Genomic DNA, 14580 nt, shown 5'->3' with positions numbered 1-14580 from the left:
AGCTCCCGGCGCTTGAACAAACGATGATAGTTTTCACAAGCCACAAGAAAAACTAATGGCTGTCGATGGCCCGCCCCCAGCTTCCGCTCAACGCGCTGCGCGCCTTCGAGGCGTCGGCCCGCCATCTCAGCTTCACCCGCGCCGGGCTGGAACTGTGCGTCAGCCAGGCGGCGGTCAGCCAGCAGATCCGCACGCTGGAGGCGCGGCTCGGCGTCACCCTGTTCCGCCGTCTGCCGCGCGGCCTCGCTTTGACCGACGAGGGGGCGGCGCTGGTGCCGGTGCTGATGGACGCCTTCGAGCGGATCGGCGCGACGCTCGACCGCTTTGCCGACGGGCGCTACCACGAGGTGCTGACGGTCGGGGTGGTGGGGACCTTCGCCACGGGCTGGCTGCTGCCGCGCCTGCCGGCCTTCACCGCGGCGAACCCGGCGGTCGACCTGCGCATCCTGACCAACAACAACCGGGTCGATCTGGCCGGCGAGGGGCTGGACTTTGCCATCCGCTTCGGCGACGGCTCCTGGCACGGGGTGGAGGCGGTGCCGCTGCTCGACGCCCCGCTGACCCCGCTCTGCGCCCCGGCGCTGGCGCAACGGCTGTCCGCCCCGGCGGACCTCGCGCGCGAAGTGCTGCTGCGCTCCTACCGGGTCGAGGAATGGCAGCGCTGGTTCGCGCTGGCCGGGGTGCCCTGCCCGGCCATCCGCGGTCCGGTCTTCGACTCCTCCCCCACCATCGCCGCCGCCGCCGCGATGGGCGCCGGGGTGGCGCTGCTGCCGGCGCGGCTGTTCGGGCACGACCTCGCCACCGACCGGCTGGTCCGCCCCTTCGCCATCGAGGTGCCGGCGGGCCGCTACTGGCTGACCCGCCTGCATTCCCGTCCCGAGACGGCGGCGATGCAGAGCTTCCGCCACTGGATCGCCGCCGCCGTCCACGCGGACGATTAGGCCGGAATGTCAGGCCGGCGTCGGCGCCTGCTCCGGCAGGACGCCGGCCTGTTTCAACTCCCGCCAGAAGTCCGCCGGGATCGGCTGCTTCATCAGCGCCACGTTCTCCTGCACGCGCGGCGGGTTCTTGGTGCCCGGAATGACCGAGGCGACGACCGGGTGCGCCGCGCAGAATTGCAGCGCCGCCGCCCGCAGGTCCACGCCGTGCCGTTTGGCGATCTCGGCCAGCCGGTCGCGCGCCGCCACCTTGTCCGGCGGGGCCTCCTGGTACTCGAAATTCTTGCCCCCGGCGATCAGGCCGGAGTTGTAGGGGCCGCCGACCACCACATGGACGCCGCGCTCCTGGCAGCGCGGGAACAGCGTGTCCAGCGCCGGCTGGTTCAGCAGGCTGTAGCGCCCGGCCAGCAGGAAGACGTCGGGGTCGGCGCGCTCCAGCGCCATCACGCAGGGCTCCACCCGGTTGACGCCCAGGCCCCAGCCGCGGATGACGCCCTCCTCGCGGAGCTTGGTCAGCGCCACGGCGGCGCCCGTCATGGCGGTGTCGAACACCTCCAGCCAGCGGTCGCCGTGGGCGTCCTCCGCGCAGTCGTGGATGTAGGCGATGTCGATGCGCGCCATGCCCAGCCGTTGCAGGCTGTCCTCGATGGAGCGGCGCACCCCGTCGGCGGTGTAGTCGTAGTCCACCCGGAAGGGCAGCCCCTTCACGAAGGGGCCGTGCTGGCCGCCCTTGCTGGCATCGGCGCGCAGAAGGCGCCCGACCTTGGTGGACAGGACGAAATCGTCGCGCGGGCGGTTGCGCAGCACATGGCCGAACCGGTGCTCCGAAATGCCGGGACCGTATTCCGGCGCCGTGTCGAAATAGCGGATGCCGGCGTCCCAGGCGGCGGCCAGCGTGGCCTCCGCCACGTCGTCCGGCACCTCCTCGAACATGTTGCCGAGCGGAGCGCCGCCAAACCCGATGGGTCCGGGCGGAGCGAAATGCTTGCGGTCCGGCATGATCGACCTCTCGTTGTTCCGTGTGGGCGCGGGATTCCAGTCTGCGCTCTGACGGCGCTTTCCTCAACATGGGGCCTCAACACCGGCCCTCAACATCGGCCCTCAACATCGGGATGGTTCCGGCGTTCCCTTTCGCAACCGGCCGGCGCCGGCGTGGCAATTTGCGACGCGGATGGGAGCGCGTTGGCAATTTGCAACGGTTGGGAAGGAACAACCGCGCGGCCGGATCGGGAATTTTGCTGGGTGGAACAGCAATTGCGCGGGGATTGGGAATTGGTACGGAATTTGAGAATGATTTGATCCGGCGCGGTCGACCGGCGCCGAACAAAAAATAATCCAGGCAGGACATCCCACCATGGCCACCTCCCTTCGCGCCTTCGCCAACTTGCGCACCGCCACCAAGGTCTACACCGGATTCGGGGTCACGCTGGCCCTTCTGGTCACGCTGGGGGCGGTGTCCTGGAGCGGTCTTCGGTCCAACGACGAAGCGCTGCGCAGCTACGCGGCGCAGTCGGACGTCACGGTGACGCTGGGGATGGCGGACACCGCGCTGTCCGACGCGCTGGGGGCTGCGGCGGAATTTCTCGTCGTCGGTACGGACGGCGCGGCCAACCGCTTCCGCGCCACCGCCGGCGAGTTCCGCCGGCAACTGGACAGGGCGGTCCCCGGCATCGGCGATTCCGCCGACCGTCAGGCGGTGGAGGAGATCCGCGGGCTGGAGCGGGATTTCCTGACCGGCTTCGACCGTCTGGTCGCCCTGCGCACCGAACGGGACGGCATCGTCGCCGACGTCGTCAACAAGCTGGGTGCCGACATCCGCCGGACGCTGAGCGAGCTGGTCGCCGCCGAACGGCAGACCGGCAATCTGGACCGCACCGTCCAGGCCGCTGGCGTCAGCGAGCGGTATCTGCTGGTGCGCGTGCTGGTCGCCCGCTTCGTCACCGAAACGAAGCCCGAGGATCTGGTCCGCATCCGCCAGGATCTGGCGGCGGTGGCCGGCGACGTCGAGGCCGAAGCCAAGGGCTGGGCCGACTCTCCGGGTGCCGCGAAGCGCGCCGAACTGCTCGCCAAGCTGCCGCGCTACACCGCGGGCATCGACCGCATCGCCGCCATCGCCCAAGAGATGGCGCGGGTCAACTCCGACACGCTGACCCACGCCGGAGCCCAGATCAACGGGAGGATCGGCGCGATCCGCCAGAACTCCACCGAGGTCCTGAAGGGGCTGGAGCGCAGCGCCGCCACCGCGGTGGCCGCCGCCGAGCGGCAGGGGGGCGCGGTGACCGCCGCCGCCGTGGCGCTGGGCCTGCTGCTGGCCTGGATGATCGCGCGGGCGATCACCCGCCCGCTCGGCGCCATCACCGGGGCGATGGGCCGGCTGGCCGAAGGCGACCGGTCGGTGCAGGTGGACGAGGGCTGGCGGAAGGACGAGATCGGGGCGCTGGCCCGCGCGCTCCAGGTCTTCAAGTCCAACGCCGAGGAGATGGAGCGCATGCGCAAGGCGCAGGAGGAGGCCGAGCGCCAGGCCGCCGCGCAGCGCCGCGCCACCATGATGCGCATGGCCGACACCTTCGAGACGACGGTCCAGGGCATCGTCGAGGCGGTGGCGAGCGCCGCCGGCGGCATGCACAACGCGGCCAGCACCCTGTCCGGCACCGCGTCGGACGCCAGCGAGCGCTCGCTCCTGGTCGCCTCCGCCTCCGAGGAGGCGTCGGCCAATGTGCAGACCGTCGCCAGCGCGACTGAGGAGCTGTCGGCCTCCATCGCCGAGATCGGCCAGCAGGTGGAGATCTCCACCCGCATCGCCGGGCAGGCGGTGACCGATGCGGAAGGCGCCGACCGCACCATGCGCGCCCTGGTCACCGCCGCCGAGCAGATCGGGCAGGTGGTGGAGATCATCAGCGGCATCGCCGCCCAGACCAACCTGCTGGCCCTGAACGCCACCATCGAGGCCGCCCGCGCCGGTGACGCCGGAAAGGGCTTCGCCGTGGTGGCGGGCGAGGTGAAGGCGCTGGCCAACCAGACCGCCAGGGCGACCGACGAGATCCAGTCGAAGGTCCAGGAGATCCAGCAGACCACCGGCGGTGCGCAGAAGGCCATCGGCAGCATCGGCCAGACCATCGGCCGGATGAGCGAGATCGCCACCACCATCGCCGCCGCCATCGAGGAGCAGGCCGCCGCGACCCGCGAGATCGCCAACAGCGTGTCCCAGGCCGCCCAAGGGACCGAGGAAGTGTCGCGCAACATCGCCGGCGTCAGCACGGCGGTGTCGGAGACCGGCGACGCCGCCAGCCGGGTCCACGGCACCTCTGAGGAGCTGGCCGTCGAGGCGGAGCGCCTGCGCAGCGAGGTGCGCGGCTTCATCGCGACCGTCCGGGCCGCCTGATCCGGCGGGATGAGGGGATCACCGCTTGTTCCGGTTCCCCTCCGCCGAAAGGGTGGTAGGCTGAACCGAGGCGCCTGGGAGTCGGGCGTCTCGGTTGGATGCTTTGATCGAGCGGCCGGGATGGGCGGCCATGGCGAAACGGATATTCCCAAGGACCGCCTCCGCTTTCGTCCGGCGTTTCGCCGGGCTGGCCGGGGGCTATTGGGCGGGATGGGACCGCTGGTCGGTGTGGCTGCTGGCCGCGGCCCTGCTGACCCTGACGGTGGCGCAGGTGTCAGTCCCGGTCATGATGAACCTGTGGAGCCAGCGCCTGTTCGACGCGCTGGAGCAGCGGGCGATGGATCGTCTGCCGGTCATGGCCGCGGCGGCCAGCGGCATCCTGCTGTTCAACATCGCGGTCACCGTGGCGCATCTGTGGGTGAAGCGGCGCCTCCAGTTCGGCTGGCGGGCGTGGCTGACCCGGCGGCTGGTCGGCGCGTGGGTGTCGGACGGGCGGGAACAGGCCCTCCCCTCCCGCCCCGGCGACCACGACAATCCGGACGGGCGCATCGCCGAGGACGTCCGCATCGTCACCGAACTTGCCATCGATCTCGGCCATTCGCTGACCTACTGCCTGTTGCTGCTGGTGAGTTTCGCCAGCATCCTGTGGCAGCTTTCCGGTGTCGTGCCAGTCACGCTCGGCGGGGTGAGCCTTGCGGTGCCCGGCCATTTGCTTCTCCTTGCTTTGGCTTTTGCCGCCGCCGGGACCACCGCGGCCATCGCCGTCGCCCGGCCCCTGGTCCGCGCGGCGGAGCGCAGGCAGGGGCTGGAGGCGGATTTCCGTTTCGGGCTGGCGCGGGTTCGCGAGAACGCTTCGGTCATCGCCCGGCAGCGCGGCGAGGCGGTGGAGCGCGGCCGCATGTCCCTGCTGTTCGACGGGGTGCGCCATGGCTGGGAGCGTCAGACCGGTGCGCTGGTCCGTGTGATGGCCTTCGGCGCGTCCTATTCGGTGCTGTCCACGGTCTTTCCCATCCTGGTGGTGGCGCCCCGCTACGTCGCGGGGACCATCACGCTGGGGGTGATGATGCAGACCGCGCAGGCGTTCCAGCAAGCCGTCGCGGCGCTGTCCTGGCCCATCGACAATCTGGCGACCGTCGCCCAGTGGACGGCGTCGGTGGAGCGCGTGCAGGGGCTGAAGACGGCATTGGACGGGATCATCCCCTTGCCCCCGGTCAAGGCGCCGGCTCCCGGCTTCCTGTCCGATGGCGGCAACACCGCGCGGAAACGGTAAGGCGGTCCGGCACTTTCCGTTTGACCTCAACTTAGCTTGAGGTTCTATCCTGCCGCCGCACGCCGAAACCTTGGGAGGGACCGGGCCGAATGCATCGCGAGATACGGCTCCTGCTGCGCCGCTGGAAAATCATTCTGCTGAAGAAGCGTGAAAACCGCCGCCGCCTTGCCCTGTTCAGACCCATCCTGCCCGGTGCGAACCTGAAGGACCGGCTGATCGCCTGCTGCGGGGCCATGCTCGGCCTCGCCGCGACGGGCCTGCTCTGTCACAACCTGCTGACCCACATCACCAGCGCGCCGGCCCTGGTGGCGCCGATGGGAGCGTCGGCGGTCCTGCTGTTCGCGGTGCCGGCCAGCCCGCTGGCCCAGCCCTGGTCGATCATCGGCGGCAACACCCTGTCGGCGCTGGTCGGGGTGATGGTGGCGGCGCTGATCCCCGACCCGATGCTGGCCGGCGGCGTGGCGGTGGCGCTGGCCATCGCGACCATGTCGATGACGCGTTGTCTGCACCCGCCGGGCGGCGCCGCCGCGCTGACCGCGGTGATCGGCGGGCCGGCGGTCGCGGCGTCGGGGATGCAGTTCGTGTTCTATCCGGTGGCCGTCAATTCCATCCTTCTGGTGCTGGCGGGTTGGACGTTCCACCGCTTCTCCGGCCATTCCTACCCGCACCGGGCGCCGCCCAAGCCGGCCAACAGCCATGGCACCGCCGATCCGCCCGCCCGGACGCGCGGCGGCCTGACCGCCGACGACCTGGACGAGGCGATCCGCGAGCTGGGGGAAGCGCTGGACGTCAACCGCGACGACCTGAGCGCCCTTCTGGAGAAGGCGGAGCTTCACGCCATGGAGCGGATGCACAGCGGAATCACTTGCGGCGACATCATGGCCCGCGACGTGGTGACGGTGAGCCCGGAGACCAAGCCGGAGGTGGCCCGCGCCCGTCTGATCGAGCATGCCTTCCGCACCCTGCCGGTGGTGGACCGGCGCAATGTGGTGGTCGGTCTGGTCGGGCATCAACATCTGGTCGGGGACGCCGCGACGGTGGCGGCGGTGATGGCTCCGCCGGTGACCGCCGGCCCGGATACCCCGGCCTTCCGCCTGTTCGGCCCACTGTCGGACGGCGGCACGCACGAGGTCGCCATCGTGGACGGGAGCGGCGGGCTGCTGGGGGTGGTGACCCAGACGGATCTGCTGCTGGTGATGGCCCGCACCAACCTGCTGCAATCGCTTGAAAGCGCCCGGAGCCCAGCCGGGCCGGTGGCTTTGGCAAGCCGCTGAACCGCACCGGAAGCCATGGCCCCGCGAGAAAATTTTCTCGCGGGGCCATCCTTCTTACTCCCCTCCCCTGCCCTTCCCGGCGTTGAGGATCGCGTCGATGTCGTCGCGGATCGCGCGGAGCGTCTCCCGGTCGACGTCCGCCAGGGCCAGGCCCTGTTCACGGACGCTGGCGACGGTCTGGCGCGCCCCGAACACCGCCTTGGCCAGCGGCTTCGGCAGGGCGCTGCCGGTGGGCACGGCGTTGGCACGGGGCTTTGCCGCCGCTGGCGCCGGAGCGTCCTCGTCGGCGGACCGCCGGGTCATCTCGGTGACCAGAGCGTTCCAGCCCCGCAGCTGTTCGCCCTCCCCTTTCAGCCGGGCGATCTCCACCAGCCGGTAGCGCGCCGGGCGGTGCAGCGGATACTCGTCGCGGATGCGCTGCGGCAGGCGGCTGATGAGCAGGGCGCGGGAAATGTCCACCCGGTCCTTGCCGACGATCCGCCCGACATCCTCCTGCCGGTAGCCGTGGCGCTCCATCAACCGGGCGTAGGCGTCACCCTCTTCAAAAGGCGACAGGTCGGCGCGCACGACGTTCTCGATCAGCGCCAGCTCGTCCGACGCGCCGGTGACGGTGACGGCGTAGATGGTCGGGTGGCCGAGCGCCCGAACGGCGCGGAAACGCCGCTCCCCGAAGACGAGCTGGAACCGGCCGTCGCCCAACTGCTGCACGCCGACCGGCTGGGCCAGCCCGTGCTGCGCGATGGAGGATTTCAGCGCCTCCATATCCGCCTCGTCGAAATGGCGGCGCGGTTGGTCGGGGTTGGTGACGATGCGGCCGACGTCGATCTCCACGACGACCGGGCCGCGGCGGTTGAAGCCCTGCCCGTCCTCGCGGGCCTGCCGCTCGGCCGCCGCGGTGGTCAGCACGCCGGTGTTCGTCCGGGCCAGTTTACGCGACATGGGCCATCACCTCCGGCATGCGGGCACGTTCCTGGATCAGCGCGTCGGCGACGGCCTGATAGACCTCGTAGCCCGGCGCGTCCGGCACCGCCTCCAGAGCGGCGCGCCCGGCGGCCACCGCCTGGGCGTAGACGGTCGCCCGCGGGATCGGGCCGAAGACGCGCAGCTTCGCGCCGAACAGGTTGCGGATGTCGTCCAGCGACGCCTGGTCCTGGGTCAGACGCGCGTTGAACATCGTCGGCAGGATGCCGAGAACGCTGACCCCCGGGTTGGCCCGGCGGCGGATCATGTCCAGGTTCTCCAGCAGGAACTCCACGCCGGCGACGCTCAGCATCTCCGTCTGGCAGGGAATGGCGACGGTGTTGGCGGCGGTCAGCGCGTTGCGCGCCAGCATGCCGAAATGCGGCGGGGTGTCGACGAAGATGAAATCGTAGCTCTGCCGCGCCCCGCCATCCAGGCATTCCCGAAGGGCGCAGTCGCCCGAGGACTGGCTTTGCAGCTCCGCCTCCGCGTCGCCCAGCCGCATGCCGCTGGGGATCACGTCCAGACCGCTGTCGGTGGTGACGATGTAGTCGCCGAGGTCGAACCCCTTCCCCCGCGATTTCAGCGCCTCCACCGACGCCTTCAGCGCGTAGTAAAGCGTCTTCTCCTCGCGCTCGCGCTCGATGGAGTTGATGCCGAGATGGATGGTGGCGTTGGCCTGCGGGTCCGCGTCGATCAGCAACACCTTGAAATGCCGGGCGAGCAGGGTGGCGGTGTTGACGGTGAAGGCGGTCTTGCCCACGCCGCCCTTGCGGTTGGCCGCGGCACAGATCAGCGCCGGACCATGCCGCGTCACCGTTCCGATCTTCTCCCGCAACAGCAGGGAAATGACCGGGGCGGGGATCTTCTCGCTGCCGTTCTCCCAGCGCGAGATCTTTGCCTTGTCGTATTTCCGGCTGAGCTTTTCGTTCAGCCAAGCCGCGAAATCCGGCTGGTTCAGCGTCCGGCCTTCCCGGAACGCCTTGATGTCCTCGCCGCGCATGGTTCATTCCCCTGCCTTGCCCCGACGCCACTTTTGCGCGGCGCCGGAATGCGGTCAAGCCGGAATGTTGACTCCGAGGCAGGGGAGGGGAGTCAACATTCGGCGAGAAAATTTTCTCGCGGGAAAAGCGTTCGGCGGAGGCTCGATGCGCGCCCCCGCCGGTCCGCTCAGCTCGGCTTGTAGGCCGCCTTCGCCTCGGGCATCAGCTTTTGCAGCGCGGCGATGCGGTCCGCCGTGCCGGGGTGGGTGGACATGAAGGTGGGCTGCTCGGCCCCCGCCTGCTTCATGTTCTGCCACAGCTCGATGGCCGCCTGCGGGTCGTAGCCGGCGCGGGCCATCATCAGCAGCCCGGCGCGGTCGGCCGCCAGTTCCTGGTTGCGGGAATAGGGCAGCAGCAGGCCGTACTGCGCGCCGGTGCCCAGCGCCGCGGCGATCATCTCGCTGCCGCCGACCCCGCTCGCCCCCGCCACGGCCCCAAGGATGCTGGTGCCGGCGTCGGTGGCCATCTGGGTGCTCACCCGTTCGGCGGCGTGGCCCTCCAGATTGTGGGCGATCTCGTGGCCGATGACCGCGGCAAGCTGCGCGTCGGTCTTGGCGTACTGGAACAGCCCCTCGTAAACGCCGATCTTCTGGCCGGGCAGGGCGAAGGCGTTGGCCTCCTTGCCTTGGAACACGCGCACCTCCCAGCCTGCGGGGTCGAGCGAGGCGGCGCGCAGCAGGCGGGCCGAGATTTGCTCGGCGCGGCGCTGGTAGCTGGCGTTGGCGGTGGCCGGGGTCGACTGGATCAGGCGTTGCCAGTCCTGCTGGCCGAGTTCGACGAGCTGTTCCTGCGAGACGAGGTTCAGCCCAAGCCCCGTCGAGTTTCCGGCGCATCCGGCCAGCGCCAGGGACCCGGCCAGCGCCGCGGCAAGGCACAGGGGTCGGACGGTCATGGTTGGCATCTCTGTTCCTCCGTTGTGGTTCTGTCCGCCGCATCCTATCCGATGGCGGATGGGCTGTGCCGGGGCAATTCGGTGGCGGTGTTGTGAGAGCCGCAACGTTTCGAAGGGCGGGATGTTGCCTCCGATCGCCGCCGATGTGGAACGAACCGGGAGCACAGCATGCCGATCAAAGCCTTCGCGCTGAACTGCACCCTGAAGCCGTCGGGAAAGCCGTCTTCGACCGACGCGATGATCGGCTTGCTCCAGAAGGATCTGGCGGCCCTGGGAGTCGAGGTGGGGGAGCCGATCCGCGTCGCCGACCATGACGTGAAGCCCGGAGTCACCTCGGACGAAGGGCCGGGCGACGCCTGGCCGGACCTGCGCCGCCAAGTGCTGGAGGCGGACATTCTCATCCTCGGCACGCCGATCTGGATGGGCCAGCCGTCCAGCGTGTGCAAACGGGTGCTGGAGCGCATGGATGCCTTTCTGGGCGAGACGGACGGCCAGGGCCGCATGGTGTCCTACGGCAAGGTCGCGCTGGTCGCCGTGGTCGGCAACGAGGACGGCGCCCATCATGTCTCGGCGGAGCTGTTCCAGGCGCTGAACGACGTCGGCTTCACGCTTGCCGCCAACGCCGTCTGCTATTGGGTGGGAGAGGCGATGCAGAAGACCGACTTCCAGGACCTGGACAAAGTGCCCGACAAGGTGGTCTCCACCTCCGCCATGGCCGCGCGCAACGCCGCCCACCTCGCGCGCTTCCTGAAGGAAAATCACTATCCCGGCGAATGAGGGCATCCGGCGATTAGACGTCTAATAGCGTCGCATCGCCGTCCCTCCCGGCCGTGCCATTCTGTGGATATCCGGGAAAGAGGCTTCTCAACCGCCCGCGCGATTCCATGTATAGTCGGTCTTGTAGGCCGGCGATGCGATGGCGTCGCCGCGGGTGGATGGTGGCAGGAGGAACGGGTGGCGACGCTCAAGGAATTCGAAGAAGCCTTGAAGACGGCGGGCAACACGGAGGCCCTGGAGATCCTGGGCAAGCTGCGCGAGCGCGACAAGGCCCAGCGGTCGATTCGCCCGGCGCGGCGCGTCGTCGGCAAGAAGATGACCCCGGAACTTGCCGCGCAGATTCTGGAGCTTCACCGCACCACCGACATGACGCAGCAGGAGATCGCGTTCCAGCTCAGCGTCAACCAGGGCCGCGTGAACGAGGTCATCAAGCGCGGCAAGTGGCTGAACGACGACCCGAACGCGCCGGAGGCCGTCGCCCGCGACAAGGCCAAGGCCCGCGTCAAGGATGGGGTGGGCATCGAACCGCGCCCGGCCCGCCCGAAGAAGAAAAAGGCGGCCAAGCCGGACGAAGGCGCGGCCGTGGAGTCGGTCCAGGAGGCTGCGGCGGAGAACGCGACGCCCGTCGAAGCTCCGGCTGCGGAAGAACCGGCGCACGCCCCTGAGCCGGTCGCGGCGGCCCCGCAGGCGCCCACGCCCGAACCGGCTCCTCTGGAACGGGTTGAGATGGCCCTGAACCCGGACGCCCAGGATGCAGCGGCCGAGCAGAAGGCGGCGCAGGACAGACCGGTCGCGGAGCAGGCGTCCAAGGACGCGGAACCGGCGCCCAAGGAGAAGAGGAAAAAGCGCAAGGCCGAACCGCCGGCGCAGCTGCTTTTCGACGGGCTGTAAGGCGCCCGCTCAGCCGCGGCGGGGCTGCCACCAGCGGGCCAGGAAGCCCAGCCCGGCAAAGCGCACCACATGGTGCGTGCCGACGAAGGCGGTGTCGAGGCCGAGCAGGAAGGCCACGATGGTCATCGCCTCCACCCCGCCCGGCGCGTAGGCGAGCCAGAGCTGGCCGAAGGGGAGGCCGAGCAGCCAGCCCCCCGCCCAGGCGAAGACCGAGGACAGGGCGAGCGCCAGCGCCACGCTTTCCAGCGACGGGCGCAGCGCCGCCCGCAGGGAGGCCAGCGTGACTCCGGCGAAGCGCGACCCGATCATCGCTCCCGTCACCACGAAGCCCGCGTTGAGCAGCCAGCCCGGCAAGCGGTGGTCCACGAGGCCGCTGCCGTGCAGCACCGCACTCCCCAGCATGGCGCCGAGCAGCACGCCGCCGGGCACGCGCAGCCGTTGGAACAGCAGGCCCGCCAGGGCGCTGGCCCCGACCAGAAGAGCCAGTTCGGGCAGCGCGTCCGCCGGGTCGGAGAGGGCAGGGCGGGGCGGCAGACCCGGCGTGGACGACACCAGGTCCAGCAGCCAGGGCATGGCGGCGACCAGGACGAACAGCCGCAGGCTCTGCGCCAGCGCCACCCGCGGCAGATCGGCCCGGCTCTCCGCCGCCATCACCAGCACCGCGCCCAGCGCGCCGGGAACGGCGGCGTAGCGCGCGGTCGCCGGATCCCAGCGGTGCACCCGCTCCAGCCACGCCGAGCAGGCGTACAGGCAGGCCATCACCGAACCGGCGAGCAGCGCCATGCTGAGCGGCCAGGAGGCCATCTGGTGCAGCGTGTCCGGCGTCACCCCGGCGCCCATGGAGATGCCAAGCAGGATGAAGGCGGCGGTGCCGAGCGGGGAGGGCAGGCGCAGTTTCAGCCCGCCGAGCGCCCCGCCGGCCACCGCGGTCATCGCTCCCATCAGCCACGCCGCGGGCAATCCCGCCAGGGCAAACAGCCCGCCACCCAAGGCGGCCAGAAGAAGGGTCAGGGCGGTGGAGGCAAGTCGCTTCATCATCCGTCGGGTCCGGCTGCGGCAAGGGCCGTGCACTGTGCGTGTCCCCCGCAATATCGTGCAACCGGTATGGGCGGTCACCTGACAAGCGTGTGCGGCATAGGCCGGCGATTGTCCCGACCGTCCGCCTGCTGCATTGTCGGGAAAACCGGCCGCCGCGGCGGCCCAGACGATAGGGGAGGGGACCATGCCCACGATAGCCACGGGACGGACGCCATGAGGTTCGCCGCCAACCTGTCCATGATGTTCACCGAGCGGCCCTTCCTGGAGCGGTTCGGTGCGGCGGCGGCGGCCGGCTTCGACGCGGTGGAGTTCCTCCTCCCCTACGACACCCCGGCGGAGCGGATCAAGGCGGCGCTGGACGCCCATGGCCTGACCCAGGCGCTGTTCAACCTGCCCCCCGGCGATTGGGCGGCGGGGGAGCGCGGCATCGCCAGCCTGCCGGGCCGCGAGGCGGAGTTCCGCGAAGGCGTGGCGACGGCCATCGCCTACGCCCAGGTGCTTGGCAACCGTCTGCTGCACTGCATGGCCGGCATCCCGCCGGACGGGCTGGAGCGCGACGCGGCCCTGGCGACCTACACCGGCAATCTGCGCCACGCCGCGGCGGCCTGCGCTGAGGCCGGGTTGACGCTGCTGGTGGAGCCGATCAACAACCGCGACATGCCCGGCTATCTGATGAACCGCACCGCGCTGGCCCGCCGGGTGATCGCGGAGGTGGGGGCGCCGAACCTGAAGCTCCAGCTCGATCTCTACCATTGCCAGATCAGCGAGGGCGACCTCGCCACCCGCATCCGGGGCAACGCCGACCTCACCGCCCATGTGCAGATCGCCGGCGTTCCCGACCGTCACGAGCCCGACCGCGGCGAGGTCAACTATCCCTATCTGTTCGAGGTTCTGGCCGGCACCGGCTACCGCGGCTTCATCGGCTGCGAGTACCGGCCCCGCGCCCGGACGGAGGATGGGCTCGGCTGGTTCCACGCCGCCAACACGCGGGCCGCGCGCTGACCATGGACCTGCTCGCCCCCCTGTCCAGCATCGCCGCCGTCGTCGTGCCGGTGTTCCTGATCGCCGCCCTCGGCTTCGGCTGGAGCCGCGCCAAGCTGCCCTACGACAGCGCCTTCATCACGACCTTCGCGATCAACGTCTCCACCCCCTGCCTGGTCTTCTCCTCGCTGGCCCGCCTGACCTTGGGAGGGGACGACCTGCTGACCATGGCGGCGGCCTCGGTCGGCAGCATGGCGCTGGCCGGGCTGATGGCGACGCCGATCCTGCTCGCCAGCCGCCTGCCGTTGCGCGTCTATCTGCCGGCGCTCAGCTTTCCCAACGGCGGCAACATGGGCATTCCCGTCTGCCTGTTCGCCTTTGGGGAGACCGGGATGGGGCTGGCGGTGCTGTTCTTTGCGACGCTGGCCGTCCTCCAGTTCACCATCGGCCCAGCCCTGGCGGCGGGGCGCACGGACGCCAAGCAGGTGCTGCGCACCCCGGTGATCTACGCGGTCGCGCTGGCCGTGCTGGTCCTGATGACCGGTTTCCAGCCGCCGCAATGGGTGACCAACACGACGACGCTGCTCGGCAACTGCGCGGTGCCGCTGATGCTGTTCTCGCTGGGGGTGGCTCTTGCCGGCCTGCGGATGCAGGGGATGATGCGGTCGCTGGCCATGTCGGCGCTGCGCCTGCTGCTCGGCTTCGCCGCCGGGCTGGCGGTGGTGGAACTGCTGGGCCTGGAGGGCACGATGCGCGGCGTCGTGCTGCTGGAAAGCACCATGCCGGTGGCGGTGTTCAACTATCTCTGGGCGCTGCGCTACAACAACGCGCCGCAGGAGGTCGCCGGGATGGTGCTGGGGTCCACGGCGCTGTCGTTCCTGACGCTGCCGCTGCTGTTGGCCGCGGTGATGTGAAGAGGGGAGGGGGGTGTCATTGCCCCCTCCCTAACCCTCCCCCGCTGCGCGAGGGGGGGGGGGGGGGGGGGTGGGGGGGGCGGGGGGGGGGGGGGGGGGGGGGGGGGGGGCGGGGGGCCGGAGGGGTCGCTTTCCCACATACGACTCCCCCAGACACAGCGGAGGGGGCGAGGAGGATGTGTGTCGTGCTAAACACAAAAAAAAACAACAAGGTGAGGAG

General features: G+C 70.2%; 13 protein-coding genes. 8 read left to right on the top strand and 5 right to left on the bottom strand.

Annotated elements, in window-relative coordinates:
• Window positions 1–65 precede the first annotated feature (65 nt).
• A complete protein-coding gene (locus GBZ26_RS02905; protein ID WP_174437516.1) occupies window positions 66–941 on the top strand; it encodes a LysR family transcriptional regulator in 876 nt (291 codons plus the stop codon).
• 9 nt (window positions 942–950) lie between these two features.
• Here the strand turns inward: GBZ26_RS02905 and GBZ26_RS02900 are convergent, their stop codons facing one another.
• Window positions 951–1937 carry an aldo/keto reductase gene (locus GBZ26_RS02900; protein ID WP_174437515.1) on the bottom strand — a complete coding sequence of 329 codons (987 nt, stop codon included), beginning with the start codon at window positions 1935–1937 and terminating at the stop codon, window positions 951–953.
• A gap of 355 nt (window positions 1938–2292) precedes the next feature.
• Here GBZ26_RS02900 and GBZ26_RS02895 point away from each other — a divergent pair, with 355 nt between their 5' ends.
• The 3 genes from GBZ26_RS02895 to GBZ26_RS02885 all read left to right on the top strand — a co-directional run bounded on the left by GBZ26_RS02895 (window position 2293) and on the right by GBZ26_RS02885 (window position 6864).
• Entirely contained in the window at window positions 2293–4320 is a 2028-nt protein-coding gene (locus tag GBZ26_RS02895) for a methyl-accepting chemotaxis protein (protein ID WP_174437514.1), read from the top strand.
• Window positions 4321–4450: 130 nt separating this feature from the next.
• The gene (locus GBZ26_RS02890) at window positions 4451–5590 is read left to right on the top strand and encodes an SbmA/BacA-like family transporter (RefSeq protein ID WP_174437513.1); all 1140 of its coding nucleotides are present in this window, start codon (window positions 4451–4453) and stop codon (window positions 5588–5590) included.
• An 89-nt stretch (window positions 5591–5679) separates the two neighbouring features.
• Entirely contained in the window at window positions 5680–6864 is a 1185-nt protein-coding gene (locus GBZ26_RS02885) for an HPP family protein (protein WP_211104551.1), read from the top strand.
• A 54-nt stretch (window positions 6865–6918) separates the two neighbouring features.
• On the opposite strand, the gene GBZ26_RS02880 is transcribed toward GBZ26_RS02885, so the two are convergent.
• The 3 genes from GBZ26_RS02880 to GBZ26_RS02870 form a co-directional block, all read right to left on the bottom strand.
• Window positions 6919–7803 carry a ParB/RepB/Spo0J family partition protein gene (locus tag GBZ26_RS02880; protein WP_174437512.1) on the bottom strand — a complete coding sequence of 295 codons (885 nt, stop codon included), beginning with the start codon at window positions 7801–7803 and terminating at the stop codon, window positions 6919–6921.
• On the bottom strand, window positions 7793–8827 hold the full coding sequence (locus GBZ26_RS02875) for an AAA family ATPase (RefSeq protein ID WP_174437511.1): 1035 nt from the start codon (window positions 8825–8827) through the stop codon (window positions 7793–7795). The genes GBZ26_RS02880 and GBZ26_RS02875 overlap by 11 nt, the downstream gene beginning before the upstream one ends.
• 167 nt (window positions 8828–8994) lie before the next feature.
• Window positions 8995–9759 carry a M48 family metallopeptidase gene (locus GBZ26_RS02870; RefSeq protein WP_041813439.1) on the bottom strand — a complete coding sequence of 255 codons (765 nt, stop codon included), beginning with the start codon at window positions 9757–9759 and terminating at the stop codon, window positions 8995–8997.
• Window positions 9760–9927: 168 nt separating this feature from the next.
• Here GBZ26_RS02870 and GBZ26_RS02865 point away from each other — a divergent pair, with 168 nt between their 5' ends.
• A complete protein-coding gene (locus tag GBZ26_RS02865; RefSeq protein WP_174437510.1) occupies window positions 9928–10536 on the top strand; it encodes a flavodoxin family protein in 609 nt (202 codons plus the stop codon).
• Between the two features lie 177 nt (window positions 10537–10713).
• Window positions 10714–11427, top strand: a complete 714-nt coding sequence (locus GBZ26_RS02860) for a hypothetical protein (protein ID WP_174437509.1) — start codon at window positions 10714–10716, stop codon at window positions 11425–11427.
• A gap of 9 nt (window positions 11428–11436) precedes the next feature.
• Here GBZ26_RS02860 and GBZ26_RS02855 read toward each other — a convergent pair whose 3' ends face one another.
• Window positions 11437–12465, bottom strand: a complete 1029-nt coding sequence (locus GBZ26_RS02855; protein ID WP_174437508.1) for an AbrB family transcriptional regulator — start codon at window positions 12463–12465, stop codon at window positions 11437–11439.
• A 213-nt stretch (window positions 12466–12678) separates the two neighbouring features.
• On the opposite strand from GBZ26_RS02855, the gene otnI reads away from it, so the two are divergent.
• Both otnI and GBZ26_RS02845 read left to right on the top strand, forming a co-directional pair.
• Complete coding sequence (gene otnI, locus GBZ26_RS02850) at window positions 12679–13467, top strand: 2-oxo-tetronate isomerase (RefSeq protein ID WP_174437507.1); 789 nt, start codon at window positions 12679–12681, stop codon at window positions 13465–13467.
• A gap of 2 nt (window positions 13468–13469) precedes the next feature.
• Window positions 13470–14360, top strand: a complete 891-nt coding sequence (locus GBZ26_RS02845) for an AEC family transporter (protein ID WP_174437506.1) — start codon at window positions 13470–13472, stop codon at window positions 14358–14360.
• Window positions 14361–14580: the final 220 nt, after the last annotated feature.

It is taken from the genome of Azospirillum formosense (assembly GCF_013340925.1).
Taxonomy (GTDB): Bacteria; Pseudomonadota; Alphaproteobacteria; order Azospirillales; family Azospirillaceae; genus Azospirillum; species Azospirillum formosense.
The sequence above is the reverse complement of the archived record's forward strand: the minus strand, read 5'-3'. Positions and strand labels throughout refer to the sequence as shown.

Coding starts and splice junctions, on each gene's coding strand:
- GBZ26_RS02885 (WP_211104551.1), top strand. CDS start 5,680: ATGCATCGCGAGATACGGCTCCTGCTGCGCCGCTGGAAAATCATTCTG.
- GBZ26_RS02865 (WP_174437510.1), top strand. CDS start 9,928: ATGCCGATCAAAGCCTTCGCGCTGAACTGCACCCTGAAGCCGTCGGGA.
- GBZ26_RS02890 (WP_174437513.1), top strand. CDS start 4,451: ATGGCGAAACGGATATTCCCAAGGACCGCCTCCGCTTTCGTCCGGCGT.
- GBZ26_RS02905 (WP_174437516.1), top strand. CDS start 66: ATGGCCCGCCCCCAGCTTCCGCTCAACGCGCTGCGCGCCTTCGAGGCG.
- otnI (WP_174437507.1), top strand. CDS start 12,679: ATGAGGTTCGCCGCCAACCTGTCCATGATGTTCACCGAGCGGCCCTTC.
- GBZ26_RS02845 (WP_174437506.1), top strand. CDS start 13,470: ATGGACCTGCTCGCCCCCCTGTCCAGCATCGCCGCCGTCGTCGTGCCG.
- GBZ26_RS02895 (WP_174437514.1), top strand. CDS start 2,293: ATGGCCACCTCCCTTCGCGCCTTCGCCAACTTGCGCACCGCCACCAAG.
- GBZ26_RS02880 (WP_174437512.1), bottom strand. CDS start 7,803: ATGTCGCGTAAACTGGCCCGGACGAACACCGGCGTGCTGACCACCGCG.
- GBZ26_RS02855 (WP_174437508.1), bottom strand. CDS start 12,465: ATGATGAAGCGACTTGCCTCCACCGCCCTGACCCTTCTTCTGGCCGCC.
- GBZ26_RS02870 (WP_041813439.1), bottom strand. CDS start 9,759: ATGACCGTCCGACCCCTGTGCCTTGCCGCGGCGCTGGCCGGGTCCCTG.
- GBZ26_RS02900 (WP_174437515.1), bottom strand. CDS start 1,937: ATGCCGGACCGCAAGCATTTCGCTCCGCCCGGACCCATCGGGTTTGGC.
- GBZ26_RS02875 (WP_174437511.1), bottom strand. CDS start 8,827: ATGCGCGGCGAGGACATCAAGGCGTTCCGGGAAGGCCGGACGCTGAAC.